Here is a 24194-nt window from a genome sequence, read left to right as displayed (position 1 = left end):
CGGCCGCGGTTTTGCGGGGTTCCCACCCCACACCCCCATGCGTCGCTTCGCGCCGCATTAGAGCTGTTCCAGTGCTTCGAGCCGGTGCCATGACACCGAGTACTTACGGGTTTGCTGGCGTAGCGTACACGACCTGCACTTTCGTCGGATATTTCGCAGCTAGCAGCCTTGCGGCCGCGATATTCGACGGGGCGAGCGGGTCACCGAACGCTACCGGCAGCGGCTGCCCGGCCCGCACGGCGGGTCGGTTCGGGTGCTCCACATCGACGACGAGCATGCTCGCCGCCGGGTCGTGGACGAAGAACCGCACGGTCACGGGGCTGTCGGCGACGAGGCGCTCCAGATCCGCGTAGGTGCCGCCGCGGCCGCCGGGGTACAGCAACAGCGACCAACCCGGGAAGTGCCGGTACTGACCCTGGAGGGCCGACGCACTCAGCGTCGCCGACCAGTTACGCCATGGGCTCCCCATGAGGTCGACGTTGATCGCGTTGCCGCCGTCCGGATACATCCGGGCCATCAGCAGTGCGTCGCGGGCCGCCTCCGGAGCGCCGCGATCCTTGCCGAGGGCGAGCTTGACGCCCGGCGCGACCGGGGTCGTGTGCCACTCGCCGCCGGCGAGGGCCATCGCGAGTACCACCGGGAAAGCCACCGCCAGCCGAAGGGGCAGCCCCCGCCGGGGCAGCACCGGGGCGAGCCCGCCCAGGCCGGCCAGGCCGACCACGATGAGCAGGTGGAGCAGCTTGTCGAAGTAGTAGACCGGCCGCCCGATGGTGGCGAGCTGGTACAGGCCCAGCCCGGCGGCCATCGCGAACGCCACGACGACGGCGAACAGCGCGGCCCGCCGGCTGGGCGCCCGCCGGTTGGCCAGCAGCGCGAGCGCCGCCAGCACCGCGAGGGCCAGCGTCGCCGGCCGGTCCACGACCCGCGCGGTCCCGTTGAGCAGCAGCTGCTCGCCGCTCGACGCCGCGGCAGCGGTCAGCGGCCCGATCGCCGAGACGGCGAGTGTGACGATCGCCACTGGCCAGGCCCACCGGTGGCGCCACAGCCGCGCCCGCCACGCCCACCAGGCGGCCACGATCCCGGCGTACGGCAGGAAGAGCGGATAGCTGAACGACACCCCGACCAGCAGCAGCGCGACCGTGACGAGCTGCTCGCCGGTGCGGGTGAGCGGGCGCGCGACCAGCCCGGTGAGCACCACCGCGCACGCGAGCCCGGCCAGCTCGTTCGGGTAGCCGCGGGCCAGCACCGTCACTGGGTCGCCGAGCACCAGCCAGGCGGCGACGACGAACAGCACCGGCAGCAGGCGGGCCGGGCTCGTGCCGGGTCCGGCGATGCGCCGCGCGGCCCACAGCACGGCCAGCGCCAGCAGCAGGAAGGTCCCGACGAGCAGCCAGACCAGCACGTCCACGGTGGTCCCGGGTGCGCCGTTGTGGCCGGAGGAGCGGACGAACCGGTCCAGCACCGCGTACGCGAAGTGCAGGCCCTGCGGGTAGTTCGCGATCCCCTGCCACTGCTCGTCGGGCACGAACGGCCGCATCGCCTCCGGGCGGAGGAAGGGATACCCGCCGATGCGCCCGATCACGTCGTACAGCAGGAAGTGCCGGGCGATGTCCTCACCGGCGAGCGGCAGGCCGAGCCGGCCACCGAGATCGCGGGCGACGTACGGGACCAGCGTCACGGCCGAGACGCCGGCGGCCGCGAGGGCGAGCAGCCACTCGGCGCGCGGCCTGGGCGGCCTCGTGAGCCGCTTCGTGGCCGCCGCGACGAGCACCAGCACGGTCAGGGAGACGCCGGCGATCAGCGTGGGGTGCAGGTGCCCCGGCCAGTAGGTGATCGCCAGGCCGAACAGGCAGGCGGCGCCGAAGAGCTGCGCACAGGAGACGACGAACCGGTCGATCAGCCCCACGCAGCCCCGCTGCACCGCCATCGTCCCGGCCAGCACCACCAGCGGCAGCACGACGTCGAGGTGGACGGCATGGGTCGCCAGCGGGAGCAGCCAGGCGAGCACGAGCCCCCCGGCGATCCACAGGCTTCGCTGCCCGGTCGCCGCCGGGCTCGCGCTGGTCCCCTTCGGGATCACCGTCACCACAGCACGCTCCGTATCGGTCAGGGCACCGCTCCGCCGGGACGTGACGATATCGCGTTGTCCAGGTACGGTGCAGGTGGCTTCCGGGGGTCGGCCGTGCTGACTCACCGTAATCGCATGTTCGGGGACGATCGGGGAGTGGAGGCGTTGGCGAAGGGCGGCGTGGCGCGGCGCAAGGGCCGTGGCCGGCGGGATCCGTTGTGGGCTCGCATTCTCGTCGTGGTGGGCTCGCTGCTGATGATCGGTGCGGGCACCACGTTCGTCCTGAAGGACGTCGTGTTCGGGTATGCCACCCGCAGCGTCCACAAGGAAGATCTGCTGCCCGTCGAGCAGGGCAAGCGCGCCTCGGTCAGCGGCGCCAAGAACATCCTGCTGATCGGCATCGACCCGCGCCCGAACCAGAATCCCACCGACTCCATCCGGTCGGACTCGATCCTCATCCTGCACATTCCGGCCAGCCACGACATGGCGTTCCTCATCTCGATCCCGCGTGACACGTGGGTGTCGATCCCGAAGTACCCCAACGGGAAGCAGACCTTCCCCGGCGGCAAGGACAAGATCAACGGGGCCTTCGCCGCCGGCGGCAACGGACTGACCGGCAAGGACCAGCGCAAGCACGGCACGACCCTGCTCGCCCAGACAATCAAGCAGAACTGGGGCGTCACCTTCGACGCGGCCGCGATCATCGACTTCGTGGGCTTCCAGGAGGTCGTGAAGGTGCTGGGCGGCGTGGACATGTACGTCGACCAGCGCACGGTCTCGGTGCACAACGGCACGGACGCGCAGGGGAACCACAAGGTCCCGTTCGAGCAGCGCGACAACGGCCGCGGCGGCACGGACCTCATCGCGATCAAGGGCGTGACCCCGAAGGTGTACGAGGTCGGCTTCCAGCACCTGGCCGCCTGGGAGGCGCTGGACTTCGTCCGCCAGCGTGAGACGCTGCCGAACTCGGACTACGACCGCCAGCGCCACCAGCAGCAGTTCATCAAGGCCCTGCTGAAGAAGATCGCCAGCAAAGAGGTCCTGGGCAACCCGGGCAAGCTCAACAGTGTGCTGAGCGTGGTCGGCCGCGCGATGACCATCGACACGGGCCCGGTCGGCCTGGACGACTGGATCTTCGCGATGCGCGGCATCGACGGCGACCGGCTGTTGACCCTGAAGACGAACAACGGCGGTTTCCACGCCTCGACCGAGCACCCGGGCGCCGAGGCACTGGACCAGACGACGCTGGAGCTCCTGGCGGCGGTCCGCGACAAACAGGTTCCCGCCTTCGTCACGGCCAACCCGAGCATCGTCAGCTCCAGCTGACCCGCTCCCATGATTGCCGGAGCGTTCCGGCTGTCATGACAGCCAGAGGCTTCCGTCGATCATGAATGGCTTCGGGAAATGCGCGGTATTTCGGACAGATCGGAATTGTGAATTCAAGCACAAAGCGACGGCACGCCGGCTCCGGGAAAGAGCCGGCGCGCCGCCGCTTCGGCGTCAGTCCTGAATCGCGGACAGTTCGGTGCGCAACGTGCGCAGCGCGCCGGCCAGCAGGCGCGACACGTGCATCTGCGAGATGCCCAGCTCGGCCGCGATCTGCGACTGGGTCAGGTTGCCGTGGAAGCGCATCGCGATGATCTTCTGCTCGCGCTGCGGCAGCCGGGCCAGCAGCGGCCGCAGGGACTCGCGGTTCTCCACGTTCTGCATGTCGGGGTCCTCGCCGCCCAGCAGGTCGCCGAGGCCGGCCGCGGTCGGGTCGCCACCGTCGCCCGCGGGCGCGTCCAGGGACAGCGCGCGGTACGCCTGCCCGCAGTCCAGGCCCTCGATGATCTCCTCCTCGGAGACGTTCAGGCGGGCCGCCAGGTCGGCGACGGTGGGCGACCGGCCCAAAGCTTGGGAAAGGGGCTCACTCACCTTGCTGATCTCCAGCCGCAGCTCCTGGAGGCGCCGGGGGACCCGGACGTCCCAGCCCTTGTCCCGGAAGTGCCGCTTCAGCTCCCCGACGATCATCGGGATCGCGTAGCTGGTGAAGGCGGCGCCGCGGGTCGGGTCGTAGCCGTCGACAGACTTGATGAGGCCCAGGTTGGCCACCTGGACCAGGTCGTCGAACTGCTCGCCGCGGTTGCGGAAGCGGCGGGCCAGGTACTCGGCGAGCGGGATGTACAGCTCGATCAGCCGGGACCGCACGCGGTCGCGGTCGGGACCGGCGGGGAGGTCGGCCATCAAGGACAGCAGCGCCTTGGCCTGTGCGTCGGTCGCGCGGGTGCTGGTGGTGTGCTCCTGCTGACCGGCCGGAGTAGCGGCGGCGAGCGCGCGGTCGATGGCGTGGTCGACGGAAATGGTCACTGGGGTCAGACCCTTCTGGTGCGGGTGACCGGGTGACGGCGACGATGCGCAGGCACGAGGCTGCGCGGAGGGGTTGGATGACGTCGCCGGCCAGCACGTCGAGGCCGCAAGAGGGCGGACTGAGCTGGCGCCGGTCGGGAATCGCTCTCGGCACCCGTTTCTTGAGCGCCGGTGCAAGACCTGCGAGGTTCACCGAGGACGATCCGCCGCTGCTGGACGGGGTCCCACCGTCCGTGGCCGGTTGATCTGACCGTTCGGACGATGTGAACGCAGCCGACTGTACTAGATCTCGCCGCCGAACGCGAGATGAGCGCTCCCATGAGGTTGAAGCAGGTCGCTATATCACTGACTGTTCAGTAGCTCAATACGCTGAGTGTTCACAACTATTGCTGGTGCATTTCAGTTTGGTAGTCGATCAGGTCCGTATCCCGATACCGGGGCTGCGTTTTGGCAGCGCGCAAGCTACCGTCTCACCGTGGCGTGCGCCTGTTTCAACATTGACTCGTGAGGTGCGGGTCGGGGCGTCGTCGCTAAGGAGTTACACGTGGCATCAGGCACGGTGAAGTGGTTCAACTCGGAGAAGGGCTACGGCTTCATCTCGCAGGACAACGGCGGCCCCGACGTGTTCGCGCACTACTCGGCGATCCAGGCCACCGGCTACCGCGAGCTGACCGAGGGTCAGAAGGTCGAGTTCGAGATCACGCAGGGCCAGAAGGGGCCGCAGGCCGACAACATCCGCGCGGTCTGACACACCCCAAGTCGTAGGCCGAGACCCGCTTCACGGCCGAAGGATTCGCAAGCCCCCGCCCACTCTGGGCGGGGGCTTTGCAGTTTCGCCGGGACCCCGGACAACCACACCAACCGTGCAACTTTCAGGCCGGGCAGCTCAGGCCAGCGCCGCCGGTGCGGTGTTGAAGACCTCCGGCGTGCAGGACTCGGCGTACGCGTGACGGATCATGCGCAGCGCCCAGTGCATCCGCGGGCCGGCGGTCTCGGGGTGGTCGCCGAACTCGGTCGCCACGCGGGCCACGCAGCCCTGGACGCCGATCCGGCGCAGGGTGTGGGTGACCGCCGCGCGCACGTCCGCGTCGGCCGGGGTCTGGGACATCTGCAACGTGGAGGCGAAGAGCGCTTCGGCACGGACCGCTTCGAACGTGGACTCCATCGTGCACCTCCTGCTGACAATCCCTGCTGTGGTCCGGCTGACTCCGGTCCGGGTGCCGGGGTGATCATTGTTCGGTTGCCAACTGGTCGTCGGTGACACCGAACTCCCCGAGCAGGCCGGTCATCCGCAGTAGCCGGTGCACGGCCGGGCTGGTACCCGTGATGCGTACCCCTCCCTTGACGTCTGCGTTGGCGGCGACGAGCACCTGGATGCCCGTCGAGTCCAGGAACGGAACGCCAGACAGGTCGAGATCGACCCGTTTGGGCTTGTATCGCCGGATCGCGTCGCGGAGGACCGTGATCAGTTCGGGAGCGCTGGTCATGTCCAGTTCTCCGGTGGCGGTCACGGTGACCGCGCCGTCCGGGGCGGCGGTGGCCAAGGCGGCGAAGGTGGTCATAGCTTCTTCGTGACCTTCACGAGCAGGCCGTCGCGGTCCACGTCGACCGCGTCGGCGAGGGTGGAGACGATCCGGAGGGAATGCCCGGAGGCCGTCAGCGCGTTCAGTACGTCGGAAGCCTGATCCCCGGGGTTCGTGACTTCAATCACACACTGCTCCTCATCGACGGTCGCCCGCACCTGAAAGGCGACCCCGACCGTGACGTGGGCGATCACGTTCGCCCAGGTCTCGCTGACGATCAGACCGATGTCCTCGCGGGCCTGCGGGGCCACGCCGAGGCCGTCCAGGGCACCGTCCAGCACGTGCCGGAGGGTGTTCATCCGGTCCAGGTCCCGTGGCAGGTCGACGGTGAGGCGAAGGTCCACATCTAGTCTGTTACCGCTGCGGCGCCTCCGGAAACGTCAGGCGTCAGCCCGCGTGGGCGAACTCCCGGGCGGCGCAGCGTCCGGGTGACCGCCGGCGCCGAGGGCTTCTGCGAAACGTGCCGTGACGCCATTCGGAAAACCGGCGGGCCGGTGCCGGTCAGGAACCCGTTCGGGTGCCGGACGGTAGCGCGCGACACGGCGCGCTGGGCTTGCTCAGGGGCGATACACGAGTTACCGTCGAGCCAGTCCCGCGGATGTCGGCAATCTGGCCGCCCGGGGACGACCTTCGCCACCGCGTGTCACGCTCTCGCAGGAAGCCAGCCAAGTCAGCGGCCACCGCACACGCAGCGCACATCGCGCCAGCCGGTCACGCGAACCAAACCAAGCACCACCGTTCCACCGGCCGCAAGTCCCTTAGGAGGACGCCCATGGCCCCAACCGAAGTGTTGGATCGGACCACCCCCAAGCAAAACGCGCAGAACAAGACCCGTCGCACGCGTTCACGCAACCGCGACCACAGCCGCCCGGCCAACCAGCCGCAGCCGCCCAGCTCCGCCGAGGCCCGCGACGTCGCCGGCATCGTCGACGTCCACCGCGACAAGATGATCCTCCGGGTCGAGAGCTACCTGCCCAGCCCCGATGACGTCGCCGTCCCGGCCGCCATGGTCCGCAAGTACGGGCTGCGCCACGGCGACGCGATCACCGGCAGCGCCAACGGCTCGACCCTCACCCGGCTCGACACCGTCCACGGCAGCGACCCGGAGTGGGCCCGCAACCGGCCCGAGTTCAGCAAGCTCACCGCGCTGTTCCCGCAGGAGCGCCTGCGGCTGGAGACCGGCCCGCGGCAGCTGACGACCCGCCTCATCGACCTGGTCATGCCGATCGGCAAGGGCCAGCGGGCGCTCATCGTCTCACCCCCCAAGGCGGGCAAGACGATGGTGCTGCAGGCGATCGCCAACGCCATCGCCACCAACAACCCCGAATGCCACCTCATGGTCCTGCTCGTCGACGAGCGGCCCGAGGAGGTCACCGAGATGCAGCGGTCGGTGCAGGGTGAGGTCATCGCCTCGACCTTCGACCGGCCGGCCAACGAGCACACCGGCGTGGCGGAGCTCGCGATCGAGCGTGCCAAGCGCCTGGTCGAGCTGGGCCACGACGTGGTCCTGCTGCTCGACTCGATCACCCGGCTCGGCCGGGCCTACAACAACGCGGCGCCCGCCTCCGGACGCATCCTCACCGGCGGCATCGACGCCAACGCGCTCTACCCGCCGAAGCGGCTGCTGGGCGCGGCCCGCAACATCGAGAACGGCGGCTCCCTGACGATCATCGCCTCCGCCCTGGTGGAGACCGGTTCCACCGGTGACACGGTGATCTTCGAGGAGTTCAAGGGCACCGGCAACGCGGAGCTCAAGCTCGACCGGAAGCTCGCCGACAAGCGCGTGTTCCCGGCGATCGACATCGACGGCTCCAGCACCCGGCGCGACGACGTCATCCTCCACCCGGATGAGCTGCTCGCCGTCCAGCGGCTGCGGAAGGCCCTCAACGGGCAGGCGTCGACCGAGCAGCTGCTCGACCGGCTCGCCCGGACGCAGTCGAACGCGGAGTTCCTGACCCTGCTGCTGCGCGGCCAGGCCTGACGAGTCCCGACTGAAGGCCCGAACGGCTGAAGGCGCCCTCCCAAGCGCGGACCAGGAGCGGTCAGGAGGCCTGACGGCCTCCGAAGCGGGCCTGCGGGGTAAGGCGGACGAGCGCCTCGTCCGTCGACAGCACCCCCAGCGCCGAGGCGAACGCCATGTCCCGGCCCCACGACGCGATGTCCGCCGGGGCCAGATCGGCCACGCCGTCGACCTCTTCCAGGTGCGCCCGGTAGGCCAGCCAGCCGGCGGCGCTGCGCTGCCCCTCCGGCGTGCTCTGGTCGCTCCAGCCGAAGTCGACGACGAGGTACAGCACGATGCCCAGCCCGATGGTGGCGATCGTCGCACCGGTGATCTGGTCGGCCAGGTTGGCGCCCAGGTCCCGGGCCACCCACCACCAGGTGAACCAGGTGAGCAGGGTCGGCGCGGCCGCGCCCAGCAGCAGCGCCCGGGTGCTCTTGCGGGAGAGCCGGCGACGGGACAGGCCGCGGTTGCGCGCCTCCTCGACGACCGCCCGGTAGAACGCGCCGCGCCAGCGCCGCGCCTCCGACCAGCTGCCGAACGCCAGGCTGCTCAGCGACGTCTCGCCGTTGACCGACAGGCGGTGGACCCGGTCGAGGATCTGCTGCTCGTAGGGCGTGAGGCTGCGTCCGTCGCCCTTGCGCAGCCGGACCGTCGTCTCGGCCGGGTCGTCGCCGGGCTGGCGCAGCTCCAGGAAGCCCCGCGCGGCCAGGTCGAGCAGGGTGGCGTCGATCGCGTCCTCGTCGGCCCGCCAGCGGTTGATCATGAGGCTGACGACCGCCGGCGGCTCGTCGCCGGGCGGGTCGGTCCGGACCGGCCCCGCCTCCGGCAGCCGGGCGCGGGACCGCCAGAGGCTGACCACCGCAAAGGCGATCCAGATGGCCAGCGCGATCAGCGCGCCGTAGTCCAGCAACACGGACGGTCCTTCCAGCGGGGCGGTTGGAAAGTTCGGCAACCACCCTACTGGCCGCGCCTCACCACCCGGCAACCACCACTTTGCCCGTCATGTGGCCCTCCTCCACCATTTGGTGGGCTTCCCGCAGCTGTACCGCGGCGATCGGGCCCAGCTCCCGCGTCATCGTGTGCCGGACGGTCCCCGCGTCGACCAGGTCGGCGACCCGGTCCAGCAGTTCGTGCTGCACCACCATGTCCGGCGTCTCGAACAGCGACCGGGTGAACATCAGCTCCCAGTGGAAGCTGATGCTCTTCTCCTTCAGCGGCAGTAGGTCGAGCCCCGGCGGCTCGTCGATCGCGGTGATCTGGCCGCCCGGCCGGAGGATCCGGGCGAACGTCTCGATCTGCCCGGCGGTGTGCGGGGAGAAGACGAAATCCACCGCCTCGGGGAGGTGCCGGTGGTCGACCACGTCGTGCGCGCCGAGCCCGCGCGCCCACTCCCGCGACTCGGGCCGCGACGCGGTGCCGACCACGGTCACCCGGGTCAGCGCCCGGGCGAGCTGGATGATCATCGAGCCGACCCCGCCGGCCGCGCCCAGCACGAGCAGCGTGCCGGTGCTGTCGGGGGCCAGCCGGAACCGGTCGAACAGCGACTCCCACGCCGTGATCGTGGTCAGCGGCAGGGAGGCCGCCTCGGCGAACGTCAGCGAGCGCGGCTTGTGCCCGGCGATGCGCTCGTCGACCAGGTGCAGCTCGGCGTTCGTGCCGGGCCGGTCGAGCGCGCCGGCGTAGTACACCTCGTCGCCCACCCGGAACAGGCCGACGTCGGCGCCGACCTCCGTCACCACCCCGGACGCGTCGTAGCCGAGGACCTTCTGCACCCCGCTCGCCCGCTGCTTCACGTCGACAGGGTTCACCGAGACGGCCTCGACCCGCACCAGCAGATCGCGCGGGCCGGGTTCAGGATCCGGCAGCTCGACGTCCTGGAGTCCCACCACAGCTCGCATGGTTCCGACGGTACCGTCGGGGCCGTGAGCGTCCCGATGGTTCCCGAGGTGACCCTGGACCTCGCCGGCGAGGAGGTCGGGCTGTACGAGGCGACCGGCGGCTACCGCAGCGACTCGCCGCCGCCGTTCTGGTCGTTCGCCTGGCCGGGCGGGATCGCGCTGGCCCGGTTCGTGCTCGATCGCCCGGAGCTCGTCGCCGGGCGGACCGTCGTCGACCTGGGCGCCGGCTCCGGCCTGGTCGCCATCGCCGCGGCCCGGGCCGGCGCGGCCGCGGTGACCGCCGTGGACAGCGACCCGGCGGCGCTCGCGGCCGCCGGGCGCAACGCGGCGCTGAACGGCGTCACGATCAGCACCGCACCGGCGGTCGTGCCCGCGGACGTCCTGCTGGCGGGCGACCTGTTCTACAGTCCGACGGTGGTGGCCGGTGTACTGCCGGTGCTGCGCGCGGGCACCGGGACCGTCCTCGTCGGCGATCCCGGCCGCGGCTACCTGCCCGAACGCCTCTTCGAGCCGCTCGCCACCTACGACGTCCCCGTCCGACCGGCCCTGGAGTCCACGGGCCGGATGCGGACGACGGTCTGGCGCCTGCTGCGGGCTACTTCTTCTTGTTGAGGCCGTCGAGCCCCTTGTCGAGGCCGGCCCGGCGCAGGGCGTCGGCCAGCGCGCCGCCGCCCTGGAACGAGTCGCGCGACTGCTGACGGCCGCCGCCGCCACCGCCGCCACCGCCGCGGCCGTCGCGGCGCTGGCCGCCCTGGCCGCCACCGCCCTGGCCGCCGCGCTGACCACCCTGGCCGCCCTGACCACCCTGGCCGCCGCCACGCTGGCCGCCGCGCTCGCCGCGCGGGGCCGACGGGTCGCGCTGCTGGGTGGCCTCGTCCTCCAGGCGCAGGGTCAGCGAGATGCGCTTGCGCAGGATGTCGACGTCGAGCACCTTCACGCGCACGATGTCGCCCGGCTTCACCACCTCGCGCGGGTCCTTCACGAACGTGCGGGACAGCGCCGACACGTGCACCAGCCCGTCCTGGTGGACGCCGATGTCGACGAACGCGCCGAAGGCCGCCACGTTGGTGACCACGCCCTCCAGGAGCATGCCCGGCTTCAGGTCGCCCAGGGTCTCGACGCCCTCGGCGAACTCGGCCGTGCGGAAGGCCGGCCGCGGGTCGCGGCCCGGCTTCTCCAGCTCTTTGAGGATGTCGGTGACGGTCGGCAGGCCGAACTTGTCGTCGACGAAGTCGGCCGGCTTGAGCTTCGTCAGCACCCGGGTGTTGCCGACCAGCGACTTCATGTCGCCGTCGGTGGTGGCCAGGATGCGGCGGACCACCGGGTACGACTCGGGGTGCACCGACGAGGCGTCGAGCGGGTCGTCGCCGTCCGGGATGCGCAGGAAGCCGGCGCACTGCTCGAAGGCCTTCGGGCCGAGGCGGGCCACGCCCTTGAGCGCGCTGCGGTTGCGGAACGGGCCGTTGGCGTCGCGGTGCGCCACGATCGCGTCGGCCAGGCTGCCGCCGATGCCCGAGACGCGGGTCAGCAGCGGGGCGGAGGCGGTGTTCACGTCGACGCCGACGCCGTTGACGCAGTCCTCGACGACCGCGTCGAGCGAGCGGCTGAGCTTCGACTCCGAGAGGTCGTGCTGGTACTGCCCGACGCCGATCGACTTCGGGTCGATCTTCACCAGCTCGGCCAGCGGGTCCTGGAGACGCCGGGCGATCGACACCGCGCCGCGCAGCGACACGTCGAGGCCGGGCAGCTCCTGGGAGGCGAAGGCGGAGGCGGAGTAGACCGAGGCGCCGGCCTCCGACACCATCACCTTCGTCACCTTGAGCTGCGGAAACTCCTTGACCAGGTCGGCGGCGAGCTTGTCGGTCTCGCGGGAGGCGGTGCCGTTGCCGATCGCGATCAGCTCCACGTTGTGCTTCTGGCACAGCGCGGCCAGGACCGTGATCGACTCCTTCCAGCGGTTCTGCGGCACGTGCGGGTAGATCGTGTGGGTGTCGACCACCTTGCCGGTGGCGTCGACGACGGCCACCTTGACGCCGGTGCGGAAGCCCGGGTCGAGGCCCATCGTGGCGCGGGTGCCGGCCGGCGCGGCCAGCAGCAGGTCGCGCAGGTTGGCCGCGAAGACCCGCACGGCCTCCTCCTCGGCCGCCTGCCAGAGCCGCATCCGCAGGTCGATGCCCAGGTGGACGAGGATGCGGGTGCGCCAGGCCCAGCGGACGGTGTCGTTGAGCCACTTGTCGCCCGGCCGGCCGTCGTCGCGGATGCCGAAGCGGGAGGCGATCGCCGGCTCGTAGAGCGACACGTCGTCGTCGGACGCCAGCGGCTCCATGGCGAGGTCGAGCATCTCCTCCTTCTCGCCGCGGAACATGGCGAGGATGCGGTGCGAGGGGAGCTTGGTGTACGGCTCGCTGAAGTCGAAGTAGTCGGCGAACTTGGCGCCGTCGGTCTCCTTGCCGGACCGGACCCGGGAGACCAGCCGGCCCTGCGCCCACATCTTCTCGCGCAGCTCGCCGATCAGGTCGGCGTCCTCCGACATCCGCTCGACCAGGATCGCCCGCGCGCCGTCGAGCGCGGCGGCGGCGTCGTTGACGCCCTTCTCCGGGTCGACGAAGACGGCGGCGGCCGCCTGCGGGTCGACGCCCGGGTCGGCGAGCAGCCCGTCGGCGAGCGGCTCCAGGCCGGCCTCGCGGGCGATCATCGCCTTGGTCCGCCGCTTCGGCTTGTACGGCAGGTAGATGTCCTCCAGGCGGGCCTTCGAGTCGGCCGCCATGATCTGCGCCTCGAGCGCCTCGTCGAGCTTGCCCTGGCTGCGGATCGACTCGAGGATCGCGGCCCGCCGCTCCTCCATCTCCCGCAGGTAGCGCAGCCGCTCCTCCAGCGTGCGGAGCTGGGCGTCGTCGAGCATCTCGGTCGCCTCTTTGCGGTACCGCGCGATGAACGGCACGGTCGCCCCGCCGTCGAGCAGGTCCACCGCGGCGGTCACCTGCCGCTCCCTGACGCCGAGCTCTTCCGCGATCCGCTGATGAATGGAGGTCGTCACGATCCAGCATTCTGCCCCACCAGCCCGGCTCTGCCTCACCAGCCACATGCCAAACCGAGCGCAACCGAGCACGCAGGCCGCCCGGGACGGTCGCTCGAAAGTGACAGAAACGGGGACACCGATCCGAGGTTCGTTCACCTAGGCTCTCGCGGCGTGATCGATTTTGACCCTGTCGCGCCCTACCCGGAGCTGCGGCAGCTGCGCGCCGAGGTGGACCGGCGCAACTGGCCGGCGGTCGCGGCGTTCTTCGCCCGGCTCACCGACCCGGACGATCACGAGTATGCGGTGCGCATCGTGTCGGACACGAACGGCAGCGACGCGTTCCTGCGGGCCGCGGCCGAGCACGAGCCCGGCACGCTCGCGCGGGTGCTCCACGCGGCCCGCCTGATCACCGTGGGCTGGCGGATGCGCACCGGCGCCCGCGCCCAGCACGTGAGCCAGGAGCAGTTCGCGAACTTCCACGACTACCTGCGCCGCGCGGAGCGCATCCTCATCGGCGTCACCGCCGAGGAGCCGGGCAACACCTCGGCGTGGGTGCAGCGGCTGAAGATCAACCGTGGCCTGGAACTGGGGCAGGCCGAGGTGCGCCGGCGGTACGACCGGCTGGCCCGCCACGTCCCGCACGTGTTCGTCGCGCAGGCCTCGGTCGTGCAGCAGTACTGCCCGAAGTGGGGCGGCACCGACGAGAAGGCCCACGCGTTCGGCCTGGAGTGCATGCGCCGGGGTCCCGACGGCTCGCTGGCCGCGCTCAGCATGGTCGAGGCGCACGTCGAGATCGGCATGGACTGGGACGACGAGCGCAACACCGTCGCCTACCTGCGCCGGCCCGCGGTCCGGGCGGAGATCGACGAGGCGGCCGCCCGCTCGGTGCGCCATCCCGCGTTCCGGGCCCGCGGCTACCGGGCGATCACCGCCCACAACTACTTCGCCCTGGTCTACGGCAAGATGGGCGACCTCGCCGCGGCCCGGCCGCACTTCCAGGCCATCGGCGGCTTCGGCGCCGGGTTCCTCTGGGGCTACTTCGGCGACGAGCACGAGGTGTTCGCGTCGTTACGCACGCAGGTGCTGGGGCGGTGAGCATGCGACGGCTGGAGGTCGACGGCGTCCCGGCCCTGTACGCGCCCTACGACGGGCCGATGATCGCCGGCCTGACGTTCCGGGTCGGCCAGGTCGACGAGGCGCTGCCCTACCGCGGCATCACCCACCTGCTCGAACACCTGGTCCTGCACCGGCACGGGCTCACCGACTACCACTACAACGGCGCCACCGGCGCGATCTCGACGACGTTCACGCTCCAGGGCGGCGAGGACGACATCACCGCGTACCTGACCGGCGTCTGCGACTCGCTGCTCGACCCGCCGCTGGACCGGCTGGAGACCGAGCGGACGATCCTGCGGGCCGAGGCGGCCGGCCGGGGGATGAGCGTCAACGAGCTGATGCCCCTGTGGCGCTACGGCGCCCGCGACTACGGCCTCGTGAGCTACGAGGAGATGGGGCTGCCCCGGATCACCGGCGAGCACCTGCACCGCTGGGCGGCCAACTGGTTCACCCGGCAGAACGCCGTGCTCTGGGTGGCCGGCCGCCGGATGCCGCCGGGCCTGCGGCTGCGGCTGCGCGACGGGGTCCGCCAGCCGGTCCCGCCGCCCTCGTCGGCGCTGCCCCGCACCCCGGCGTGGTTCACCGGCCCCGGCACGCACGTCGTCTTCGACGGCATCGTGCGGCGCGGCACCCCCGGCTCCGTCCTCGCCGGCGTGCTGGAGCGTGAGCTGTTCCGCACGCTGCGCCAGGAGGACGGCAACTCGTACACCGCCACCGCCTCCTACGCCCCGCGCGGCGACGGCTTCGCCGCGGTGACCGCCTTCGCCGACGCGGCGCCCGGCAAGCACGACGCCGTGCTCGGCGGGTTCGTCGACGTGCTGGCCAAGCTGCGGGTCGGCCGGATCGAGCGGGCCGACGTCGACGCGGTCCGGGCCAAGGCCGACGACGCCCTGACCGGCCCGATGGCGGCGGTGGGCCGGCTGCCGAGCCAGGCGCTCAACCTGCTGCTCAGCGAGCCGGTCCGCGACGTCGAGCAGGTCCGCGAGGAGCTGCACGCGGTCACCGTCGCCGACGTCCACCGGACCGCCCTGGCCGCGCTCGACAGCGGCCTGCTCCAGGTGCCCGGCGACCTCGACGCCGAGTGGGCCGGCTACGCCGCCGCGCCGACGTCCTCGACCGTGGTGGTGGCCGGGCCGCGGTACGGCCGGCTGATCGTCGGCGCCGACGGCGTGAGCCTCCAGCACGACGACGCGGCGGCGACGGTGCTCTACCGGGAGTGCGCGGTCTGCCTCGCGTACCCCGACGGCGGCCGCCAGCTGATCGGCCACGACAGCATCACCGTCCGGGTCGAGCCGACGATGCATCCGGTACCGCCGGATCTCCTGCGACAGATCGACGCCACCCTCGCCCGGGTCACGGTCTGGCTGCCGGCCCGCGACCCGCGGTCGATCCCGCAGCCGGCGCCGGCCGAGCACCCGCCCCTGCCGGCGCCGGCCGGCCCCAACACCCTGGTGGGCGGCATCGTCCTCGTCGTGCTCTCCGTGGTGGCGCTGTGCTGCGGCGCCACCTGGACCTGGGCGGTCGCCGACAACAGCGACCCGGAGAGCGACGTCCCGTTCGACGCGGTCAGCGGCACGATCAACGGCATCCTCTACGCCGCCGGTCTCGTCATGCTCGTGATCGGCATCCGGCTGTTGCTGAGACGTCGCGCAAAGTAGTTTTTCGGAACCTGTTATTGACCCTGCGTGCTCACGTCTCCTGAATAGGTTCGACAGGAGGACGCGGATGAGCACGGCCACGGTGATCGCGGCGCGAGCCGGCGACCAGCGGGCACTCGATGCCCTGGTCGGTGAGTACCTGCCGTTGATCTACAACATCGTCGGGCGGGCGCTGCAGGGGCACGCCGACGTCGACGACGTGGTCCAGGAGACGATGCTGCGCATCGTCGACGGCCTCCCGCGGCTGCGCGATCCGGAGAGCTTCCGCTCCTGGGCGGTCGCGATCGCCATGTCCCAGGTCCGCGACCGGCACCGCCGCCAGGTCCAGGCACCGCTGGTCGGCGACTGGGCCGACCCGACCGACACCGCCGACCCCGGCGCCGACTTCGCCGACCTGGCGATCACCCGGCTGCGCCTGTCCGGCCAGCGGCAGGAGGTCGCCGAGGCGACCCGCTGGCTCGACCACGACGACCGCGAGCTGCTCTCGCTGTGGTGGCTGGAGGCCGCCGGCCAGCTCGACCGCGAGGAGGTCGTCGAGGCGCTGCACATCAGCCGGCAACACGCCGCGGTGCGCATCCAGCGGATGAAGGCCCAGCTCGACTCGGCCCGGGCGGTGGTGCGGGCGCTCGCCGGGCGGCCCCGCTGCCCGGAGCTGCATTCCATCGTCACCCGCTGGGACGGCCGGCCGAGCGCGCTGTGGCGCAAGCGGCTGGCCCGGCACACCCGCGAGTGCCAGCGCTGCGACCGGGCCTGGAACGACCTGGTCGCCGCCGAGCGCCTGCTCGCGGGCGTCGCGCTGGTGCCCGTGCCGTTCGTGTTCAGCGCGGCGGCGGCCAAGACCGGCGCGCTGTCGGTCGGCGCCGGCGCGGGGGCCGGCGGGTTCAAGGCGATGATCGCCGGCTGGTTCGCCGCGCTGAAGCCGGCCATGGTCGGCGTCGCGGCGACGGTCGCGATCGCCGGCGCGGCCGGCGCCGTCTACCTCACCACGCAGGGCGAGGAGCAGCCCGAGCAGCAGATCGCGGCGGCCGCCTCCGAGACGCCCGGCGCGGAGCCGCCCTCCTCGGTCGCGCCCGCGCCGTCCAGCGCGCCGCCGTCGGCGTCCCCCTCGGCATCGAAGAGCGTCGTCGCCGCCCCGCCCGCCGTGAAGACCGCGAAGAAGGGCGTGAGCACCTACAACTTCTCCGGCAACGGCCAGGCGCTGCGCGACGTGAAGGCGTCCTGGTACTACAACTGGTCGGCCGATCCGAGCGTCGCGGCGATCTCGGGCGTCGAGTACGTGCCGATGATCTGGGGCGGCGCCTCGGTCACCAGCGGCAACCTGAACAAGGCCAAGGCCAACGGCAAGGTGCTGCTGGGCTTCAACGAGCCCGACCTCAAGGAACAGTCCAACATGTCGGTGCAGCAGGTGCTCGACCTGTGGCCGCAGCTGCAGGCGACCGGCCTGCGGCTGGGCAGCCCGGCCCCGGCCTACGGCGCCGACACGCCCGGCGGCTGGTTCGACCAGTTCATGAGTGGCGTCAAGTCCCGCGGCTACCGGGTCGACTTCATCGCCCTGCACTGGTACGGCGGCGACTTCTCCACCGCCGCCACCAACCAGCTCAAGAGCTATATCCAGAACGTCTACAACCGCTACAAGCTGCCCATCTGGCTCACCGAGTACGCGCTGATGCGCTTCGACAACGGGACGGTCTATCCGAGCACCGACCAGCAGGTGACGTTCGTGAAGAACTCGACGGCCATGCTCCAGGGCCTGTCCTACGTCGAGCGCTACGCGTGGTTCTCGCTGCCCAGCAGCAAGTCCGGAGACACCGGCCTCTACAGCAGCGGCACGACCCCGACCTCGGTCGGCGCCGCATATCGAGCAGCAGGAGGATGACGATGGACCCCCGATCGACCGGCGCCGCCACGCTGCTGGCCGCGCTCAACGCCAGTTGCGAGGACTTCCAGCGGTACGGCCAGCAGATCGCCGCCACCCACGGGCCGATGCACTGGGAGCTCATCGGCCGCATCGGCCCCGGCGAGGCGCCCTTCGCGCTCGTCGGGGTCGTTCTGCGCTACGACCGCACCACGGTCGACCTGGGCGTCGACCTGTGGGTCCGGGAGGGCCGGTTCGAGGTCAGCGGGTACGGCACGATCGACGGGCGCCGGCTGCTCGTCGACCTGCCGGACGTGCTCACCGACGACCTCGACATGGCGGTCCGCGTCCTGCGCGAGTACACCGCCCGGCTGTGCTCCTACCGCAACGTGCTGGACGAGGTGGCCTGAAGCTCCCGGTCGACGCGCGGCACGCGGCTGCGCAGGTGCACCACCAGCGCCACGCAGCCGACCGCGACCGTCCCCGCCCCGCACAGCACGAAGGTCGCGGCCGGGCCCGCCGTGTGCACCAGCGGCGCGCCGAGCAGCGTGCCCACCGGCGTGGCGAGCACCAGCACCGCGCTGCGGGCGGCCAGCACCGGCGGGAGCCGCTCGGCCGGCACCGCACGCTGGAACAGGGCCGTGCTCGCCGCCGGGAACGGTGCCCAGGCGAGGCCGGCCAGGGCCAGCGTGAGCAGGTCGGCCCAGAGCGGCAGGCCCAGGCCGAGCGGCACCAGGAGCAGGCCGAAGCACAGGACCGCGCCGATGGTCACCGGCCACAGCGGGAGCCGCCGCAGCTGCCCGACGGTGACCGCCCCGATGACGGCGCCGACGCCGAACGCCGAGTACAGCAGGCCCACCTCCGCCGCCGATCCGGCGAACAGCGGTACCGCCACCGGAATCGGCCCGAAGAGCAGGAAGAACCCGGCCGAGAGGGCGGTCAGGCGGAGCAGCTGCCGGTCGTGGCGGATCACCGCCAGCCCCGCGGCGCGCTCGGCACCCGGCCCGGCCCGCGGCACCGGCCGGACCAGCCGGAACGACAGCGCCAGCACAGCGAACGTGGCCGCGTCGATGGTGAGTACGGCCGGCGCGCCCAGCACGGCGATGAGCAGCCCGGCGAGCGCCGGACCGGCCACTGTGGACGCCTCCGCGATGGCCGTGAGCAGCGCGTTCGCCGCCAGGTGGAGCTCCTTGGGCAGCAGTTCGGCCACCAGGGTGTACCGCCCGGCCGTGCCCCAGGCGTTGAGCAGCGCGGACAGTGCGAGCAGCCCGATGTACCGCGGAATCGTCAACGCCTCGCAGGCCGCGAGCAGCCCGATCGCGCCCAGGAACACCGCCCGCAGGGTCGCGTCGAGCCCGGCCAGGTGCGCGCCGCTGCGCCCCCGCAGGGCCGGGGCCAGCACGACCGCGCCGACCGCGCCGGGCAGCGCGTACGCGGCCACCGCGAGCCCGACCCACAGCCCCCGCGACCGCTCCGGCGCCAGCTCCAGCGCGAGCCAGCCCACCGCGACGGCGCTCATGCCGTCGCCGACCGCCGAGAGCACCAGGGCCGGCAGCACCCGGCCGAAAACGGGGTGCCGAACCACCGGCCGATAGGGAGACATCAATTGATTCTCCCCTATGTGCTGGGCCTTTCCCAAGGATGTTCCGGCCCTTGCGAAATCGGCGTAACCGGCCCCGCAGCGGGTATCCGGCTCGGCATGGTGAACTTCGGCTACACACTGCTGTGTGAACAGACCGGCCCCAACGAGCTCGTCGACGACGCGGTCCGGGCGGAAGAGGCCGGCTACGACTTCGCGGCCGTGTCCGACCACTTCAGCCCGTGGCTGACCGAGCAGGGGCACTCGCCGTTCGCCTGGTCGGTGCTGGGCGCGGCGGCCTACGCCACGGAGAGCCTCGAGCTGATGACGATGGTCACCTGCCCGACCCGCCGCTACCACCCGGCCGTCGTCGCGCAGCAGGCGGCGACGATCGGCGTCATGTCCCAGGGCCGCTTCACGCTGGGCGTCGGCGCGGGGGAGAACCTCAACGAGCACGTCGCCGGCGCCTGGCCGCACCGCACCCAGCGGCACGAGATGCTGGCCGAGGCGCTGGAGATCATCAATCCGCTGCTCGACGGCGAGATCGTGCGCCACTCCGGGACCTACTACGAGGTGCCGGAGGCCCGCCTGTGGGACCGCCCCGACGAGGGTGTCCCGGTCGTGATGGCGGTGTCGGGCCACGACTCGCTGGAGGTGGCGGCCTCCCTCTCCGACGGGGTCGTGGCGGTGCAGCCCGACCCGTCGCTGCGCATCCCCGACAAGCCCTTCTACGGGCAGGTCGCGCTGTGCTACGGCCCGGACGAGTCGGAGTGCCGCAAGCGGGCGCTCGACCAGTTCCGCTGGTTCGGCCTCCAGTGGCCGGTGATGGCCGAACTGCCGGACCCGCGGGCGTTCGACGCGGCGTCGTCGTTCGTCACCGAGGACGACGTCGCCGCGTCGATCCCGTGCGGCCCGGACCTCGACCGGCACGTGTCGGCGATCCGCGCCTTCATGGACGCGGGCTTCACCCACATCGCGCTGCTCCAGATCGGCGGCGGCAACCAGCACGACTTCCTCGACTGGTCCGAGTCGATGCTGCTCCCGGCGCTGCGCTCCTGACTCACACCCCGCCGGGGCGCAGGCGCGGCAGGCGCGAGTCGACGTCCGGGACGGAGTAGCCCAGCGCGCGCAGCCGGGCGCTCACGTCCTCGATCGGCTTGCGGGTCTTCTGCGCCGCGGCCAGCAGGTGGTTGAGCGGTACCGGCTGCGAGGCGTCCAGCCACGGGCGGGAGCCGTCGAGGTCGGTGCTAGCCAGCAGGAGGTCGTTCGGCTTCACCGAGTCGACCGCGATGGAGCTCAGGTCCACGTCCACGTTGTAGCCGAGGGTCTCCAGGCGGGCCGCGATCTCGTGCACCGGGCGGCGGACGCGCCGGGCCGCCTGGAGGAGGTGGGGGAGCGGCACCTGCTCGTCCAGGTCCAGCCAGGGCTGCGAGCCGTCCAGGTCGCGGCTGGTGATGAGCAGGTCGTCGGGCTCCACCTGGTCCAGGGACGGGCCGGCGCCGTGCAGGCTCACGGCGTACCCCAGGAAGGTCAGCCGCGCGGCGATGTCGTGCACGCTGCGCCGGGTGCGCTGGGCGGCCCGCAGGACGCGGATGGTCGGGATCGGCTTCATCGGGTCGAGCCAGGGGTCGGAGCCGTCGAGGTCCTCGCTGGTGATGGTGAGGTCGTCGGGCTCCAGGTGGTCGATGAGGATCGCGTCGGGGTCGACGTCGACGCGGTAGCCGCAGGCGGCCAGCCGGGCGGCCACGTCGCCGACCTCGCGGCCGGTCGACTCGGCGGCGCGCAGCAGGTGGATCAGCGGTACCGGCCGGGAGGAGTCGAGCCAGGGCTGCGAGCCGTCGAGGTCGCGGCTGGCCAGCTGCAGGTCCTCCGGCTCCAGCTTCACCACCTCGATGGCGTCGAGGTCGCCGCCCAGCCGGAAGCCGAACGAGCGCAGCCGGGCCGCCACCTCGGACACCGGCCGGGAGGTCCGCTCGGCGGCGCGCAGGACGTGCACCGGCGCCACCTCCTCGGCCAGCTCCAGCCAGGGCGAGGTGCTGTCGAGGTCGCGCGAGATGAGCACCAGGTCGTCGGGCTCGGTGACCAGCGACTCCCAGCCGGGCTCCAGCGGGTAGCCGAGCAGTGCCAGCCGGGCGGCCGTCTCGTCGGCCGGCAGGCTCACCTTGTGCGCCGCGCGGAGCAGGTGCAGCAGGGTCACCGGCTCCCGCGGGTCGAGCCACGGATGCGAGCCGTCGAGGTCGCGGCTGGCGATGGTGAGGTCCTTCGGGCCGAACTGCTCGATCGGCAGCATGTCGACGTCGACGTCCACCTCGAAGCCCAGCTGGCGCAGGCGGGCGACGATCTGGGCGACCGGGCGGCCGGACCGGTGTGCCGCCCGCAGCAGATGCACCAGGTGTACCGGCTGGTCGGGCTGCAGCCACGGCCGCGTCCCGTCGACGTCGCGGCTGGTGAAGATGAGGTCGTCGGGGTCGACGCCCACGGTCGCGGCCCCGACCGAGGGCTCGAAGCCCAGGGCCTCCAGCCGGGTGGCCACCTCCGGCGCGCTCCGGCCGGTCTTGCGCGCGGCCCGCACCAGGTGCACCAGCGGCACGATGTCGACCGGGTCGAGCCACGGGCCGGTGCCGTCGACGTCGACGCTCAGCAGGAGCGCGTCCGACGGCCGGGCCCGCATGGCCCGCTTCCAGTCCGGGCCGGGCTTGAGCACCTTGCGGTACCGCCCGCCGGCGGCCAGCGCCGTCAGCCGCCACTCCACCAGCTCGTCGGGGCCGCCGACCGGGCCGTCGTTGGCCACGAAGCAGCCGGTCACGGCCGCGTCGACCGTTTCGCCGTCCATGTCCCACTTGCCGTGGCCGCGCTCGATGGCCTGCTCGAAGATGAGGTCCGCGACCAGCGGGCGGCCCGGCGCGAGCCGGCACAGCCAGTCGTACCCCAGCAGGGTCGTCCCCGGCGCCGTCAACGCCGGCACCGCCTCCCACAGCAGGCGGTCGACGTCCTCCTCGCGGTACGCGAGAATCTTGGTCCGGTCGACCGACAGGCGCGGGGCGAGGTCCCGGTTCAGGTTGACGACCGCGCCGAAGATCTCCTTGCCGGCGTAGAGGCCGTCGGCGAGCAGCGCGCCGTTGCCCTTGCACCACCAGACCCGCGCGCCCTCGGCCGCCACGACGCCCGGGCCGACCAGGTCCTCGTCATCCTCGTCGTCCTCGGCGACGGCCGCCTCGGACAGCTCGCCGGGCGCCCAGTGCTGGCTCTGCACGCCGTCGGTGGCCTCGGTCGCGAACTCGGCGACCCACAGCAGCTTGCGCAGCTCCTCGACCGACGAGACGGTCACGCCCTCGCGCAGGTGCAGCCGAACCGTGGTGCCCGACTCGGTGCCGGGGCCGAGGTCCTGGATGCGGAACAGGCTGCCCGGGCCGGCGATCGAGACCCGCAGCCGCTCGCCGGCCTGGCCGTCGCGGCCCATCCGGCAGGTCTCCACGGTCAGCTCGTCGGCGAGCATGAAGTAGCTCAGCACGCCGATGCCGAACCGGCTGTTGGGGAACAGCTGCACCGGCGGGTCGAGCCGGCCCCACTCGGCCTGCTCCTCCAGGAACTCCGGCAGGTCGGCCAGGCGCACGCCGGCCTGGGAGAAGACCTCGCTGAGCTCGCGCACGCCCATGCCGATGCCGTTGTCGACGCAGTCGAGGTAGCCCCGGCCGTCCGCCTCCACGCCCTGCTCGAAGCGGATCCGCCCGTCCCACGGGAGCTTCCGGTCGTGGGCGCGGGTGAGGTACTCCGTGCGCGCCTCCCGGTACCGGCAGGCGTCCAGGGCGTTCTGGTACAGCTCACGGATGGCGAGGGCGGGGTCGCCGTAGAGCTGCTCACCCATGAGCAGCTCGCGGACCCGGTCCTCGGCCAGCCGGAAGCGGACCCCGGCCGACTGGTACGCCGGGACGCCGTCCTGCATGGCAGGCCCGACGTCGTCGGTCGCCGCCCGGTTGGGCAGGTAGCGCAGCGGCACCAGGGACTCGTCGCGGGCGGCGGCCCGCTGCGCCTCGGCCAGCAGCTGGTTCAGCGTGTCGATGTGGGCGCGCAGCGCGACCTCGATGGACGGGTGGGCGCAGGCGGCGCTGAGCACCAGCGTCGCCCCGCGCGGCTCCCAGTGGCTGTCGCGGACCGTATCGAGGACCTGCCGGGCGGTGACGGGGTCGCCGATGCCCAGGTGCTCGCCGACGACCTCCGGCAGCACCGTGACCTCGACGGCCAGGCCGCGGGCGATGGTCAGCAGGAAGGCCACCAGCCGCTCCCGCACGCCGGCGTTGTCGCTGACCAGGGCCTCGGGCCGGTCGTGCCGGTTCAGGAACGCCGGGTCGGCGCGCACGGCCCGGATGAACTCGGCCGTGCGGGCCTCACCCTCCCGGCCGGTCAGCGCCTCGATGGTCGCCGGCCGGTACGCGGCCGGTCGGCGCCCGATCCAGCGGTGCAGCAGCCACCAGCCGAGCTCGGCGGCGGTGTCCCGCTTGCCGGCCCGGGTGGCCGCGAGGGCCCGGCGGTACGGCTGGGCGTAGGTCTGGGTGAACCGCTCGAACGCGGCCCGGTCGCTGGTCGCGTCCTGGGACGGCTCCAGGTCGCCGGGCTCGACCACGCGCTCGGCGGTGGCGATGCCGGCCCAGAGGGCGTCGTGCAGCAGCGGCACGGTCACCAGGAGGCCCGCCTCCGCGCCCGTGAACGTCACGTCCGCCGGCAGCGCGTCGATGAGGGCCCCGACCTGCGCGGACATCCGCGCCGCGAACTGGGCGTCCTGCCACGGGTCCGCGGCGAGCACGGCTTTTCGCCGGTGCTCCGCGAGGCGTCCGGCGAGCGCGACCGTTTGCTCACGGTGCGCGTCCGCATCCTCGACACGGCTCCACACCGAGTGCTCCGCCGCAATCGTTTCCCAGCCTTCTGGCACCATGCGGGCAAACTTACCGGCCGATCGCAACGCATTGCCCGTCAAGCCCATTGTGGCGTTCTTTGAAGTGACGGGCATTGGACGGTTGGCCGGTAGAGGATCGTTGCTTGCGCAAGCTACGGTGCTCCGGGCAGTACTGG

18 protein-coding genes and 1 pseudogene are annotated in these 24194 nt (G+C 72.0%); 9 read left to right on the top strand and 10 right to left on the bottom strand.

Going from position 1 to position 24194, the window contains the following annotated elements; translation table 11 throughout:
- Positions 1 to 103: 103 nt before the first annotated feature.
- Positions 104 to 2089 carry a hypothetical protein gene (locus ABZS66_RS02695; protein WP_354754457.1) on the bottom strand — a complete coding sequence of 662 codons (1986 nt, stop codon included), beginning with the start codon at positions 2087 to 2089 and terminating at the stop codon, positions 104 to 106.
- Between the two features lie 114 nt (positions 2090 to 2203).
- Between ABZS66_RS02695 and ABZS66_RS02690 the strand changes: the two genes are divergently transcribed.
- Positions 2204 to 3394 (top strand): LCP family protein, encoded by a 1191-nt coding sequence (locus ABZS66_RS02690; protein WP_354754455.1) that lies wholly within the window; start codon positions 2204 to 2206, stop codon positions 3392 to 3394.
- 174 nt (positions 3395 to 3568) lie between these two features.
- On the opposite strand, the gene ABZS66_RS02685 is transcribed toward ABZS66_RS02690, so the two are convergent.
- Positions 3569 to 4417, bottom strand: coding sequence for an RNA polymerase sigma factor SigF (locus tag ABZS66_RS02685; RefSeq protein WP_354754453.1), 849 nt, complete (start codon positions 4415 to 4417; stop codon positions 3569 to 3571).
- Positions 4418 to 4961: 544 nt separating this feature from the next.
- On the opposite strand from ABZS66_RS02685, the gene ABZS66_RS02680 reads away from it, so the two are divergent.
- The gene (locus ABZS66_RS02680) at positions 4962 to 5165 is read left to right on the top strand and encodes a cold-shock protein (RefSeq protein ID WP_190251213.1); all 204 of its coding nucleotides are present in this window, start codon (positions 4962 to 4964) and stop codon (positions 5163 to 5165) included.
- A 138-nt stretch (positions 5166 to 5303) separates the two neighbouring features.
- Here the strand turns inward: ABZS66_RS02680 and ABZS66_RS02675 are convergent, their stop codons facing one another.
- The 3 genes from ABZS66_RS02675 to ABZS66_RS02665 form a co-directional block, all read right to left on the bottom strand.
- The gene (locus ABZS66_RS02675) at positions 5304 to 5582 is read right to left on the bottom strand and encodes a hypothetical protein (protein WP_354754451.1); all 279 of its coding nucleotides are present in this window, start codon (positions 5580 to 5582) and stop codon (positions 5304 to 5306) included.
- 64 nt (positions 5583 to 5646) lie between these two features.
- A complete protein-coding gene (locus ABZS66_RS02670; RefSeq protein WP_354754449.1) occupies positions 5647 to 5979 on the bottom strand; it encodes an STAS domain-containing protein in 333 nt (110 codons plus the stop codon).
- Entirely contained in the window at positions 5976 to 6344 is a 369-nt protein-coding gene (locus ABZS66_RS02665; protein WP_354754447.1) for an ATP-binding protein, read from the bottom strand. Before ABZS66_RS02665 ends, ABZS66_RS02670 begins: the two co-directional genes overlap by 4 nt.
- Positions 6345 to 6913: 569 nt before the next feature.
- Here ABZS66_RS02665 and rho point away from each other — a divergent pair.
- Positions 6914 to 7981 (top strand): annotated as a pseudogene (gene rho, locus ABZS66_RS02660) (transcription termination factor Rho); the annotation flags it as partial.
- Between the two features lie 61 nt (positions 7982 to 8042).
- On the opposite strand, the gene ABZS66_RS02655 reads toward rho, so the two are convergent.
- Positions 8043 to 8915: a hypothetical protein gene (locus ABZS66_RS02655; protein ID WP_354754445.1), complete on the bottom strand. Its 873-nt coding sequence runs from the start codon at positions 8913 to 8915 to the stop codon at positions 8043 to 8045.
- Between the two features lie 58 nt (positions 8916 to 8973).
- Positions 8974 to 9900, bottom strand: coding sequence for a zinc-binding alcohol dehydrogenase family protein (locus tag ABZS66_RS02650; RefSeq protein ID WP_354754443.1), 927 nt, complete (start codon positions 9898 to 9900; stop codon positions 8974 to 8976).
- 36 nt (positions 9901 to 9936) lie between these two features.
- Here ABZS66_RS02650 and ABZS66_RS02645 point away from each other — a divergent pair, with 36 nt between their 5' ends.
- The gene (locus ABZS66_RS02645; protein WP_354754585.1) at positions 9937 to 10512 is read left to right on the top strand and encodes a 50S ribosomal protein L11 methyltransferase; all 576 of its coding nucleotides are present in this window, start codon (positions 9937 to 9939) and stop codon (positions 10510 to 10512) included.
- Here ABZS66_RS02645 and ABZS66_RS02640 read toward each other — a convergent pair.
- Positions 10496 to 12937 (bottom strand): Tex family protein, encoded by a 2442-nt coding sequence (locus ABZS66_RS02640; RefSeq protein WP_354754441.1) that lies wholly within the window; start codon positions 12935 to 12937, stop codon positions 10496 to 10498. The two genes, ABZS66_RS02645 and ABZS66_RS02640, sit on opposite strands and share 17 nt — an antisense overlap.
- 153 nt (positions 12938 to 13090) lie before the next feature.
- Between ABZS66_RS02640 and ABZS66_RS02635 the strand changes: the two genes are divergently transcribed.
- From ABZS66_RS02635 to ABZS66_RS02620, 4 genes are all read left to right on the top strand, one after another.
- Entirely contained in the window at positions 13091 to 14014 is a 924-nt protein-coding gene (locus ABZS66_RS02635; protein WP_354754439.1) for a hypothetical protein, read from the top strand.
- A gap of 2 nt (positions 14015 to 14016) precedes the next feature.
- On the top strand, positions 14017 to 15693 hold the full coding sequence (locus ABZS66_RS02630) for an insulinase family protein (protein WP_354754584.1): 1677 nt from the start codon (positions 14017 to 14019) through the stop codon (positions 15691 to 15693).
- Between the two features lie 67 nt (positions 15694 to 15760).
- Positions 15761 to 17569: a sigma-70 family RNA polymerase sigma factor gene (locus tag ABZS66_RS02625; RefSeq protein WP_354754437.1), complete on the top strand. Its 1809-nt coding sequence runs from the start codon at positions 15761 to 15763 to the stop codon at positions 17567 to 17569.
- Between the two features lie 2 nt (positions 17570 to 17571).
- Positions 17572 to 17958, top strand: coding sequence for a hypothetical protein (locus ABZS66_RS02620; protein WP_354754436.1), 387 nt, complete (start codon positions 17572 to 17574; stop codon positions 17956 to 17958).
- Here the strand turns inward: ABZS66_RS02620 and ABZS66_RS02615 are convergent.
- Entirely contained in the window at positions 17928 to 19151 is a 1224-nt protein-coding gene (locus tag ABZS66_RS02615; RefSeq protein ID WP_354754434.1) for an MFS transporter, read from the bottom strand. The two genes, ABZS66_RS02620 and ABZS66_RS02615, sit on opposite strands and share 31 nt — an antisense overlap.
- Positions 19152 to 19247: 96 nt before the next feature.
- Here ABZS66_RS02615 and ABZS66_RS02610 point away from each other — a divergent pair, with 96 nt between their 5' ends.
- The gene (locus tag ABZS66_RS02610; RefSeq protein ID WP_354754432.1) at positions 19248 to 20186 is read left to right on the top strand and encodes a TIGR03557 family F420-dependent LLM class oxidoreductase; all 939 of its coding nucleotides are present in this window, start codon (positions 19248 to 19250) and stop codon (positions 20184 to 20186) included.
- A gap of 1 nt (position 20187) precedes the next feature.
- On the opposite strand, the gene ABZS66_RS02605 is transcribed toward ABZS66_RS02610, so the two are convergent.
- Positions 20188 to 24015 carry a hypothetical protein gene (locus ABZS66_RS02605; RefSeq protein WP_354754430.1) on the bottom strand — a complete coding sequence of 1276 codons (3828 nt, stop codon included), beginning with the start codon at positions 24013 to 24015 and terminating at the stop codon, positions 20188 to 20190.
- Positions 24016 to 24194 lie beyond the last annotated feature (179 nt).

The organism is Dactylosporangium sp. NPDC005572 (assembly GCF_040605515.1).
GTDB lineage: Bacteria > Actinomycetota > Actinomycetes > Mycobacteriales > Micromonosporaceae > Dactylosporangium.
The sequence above is the reverse complement of the archived record's forward strand: the minus strand, read 5'-3'. Positions and strand labels throughout refer to the sequence as shown.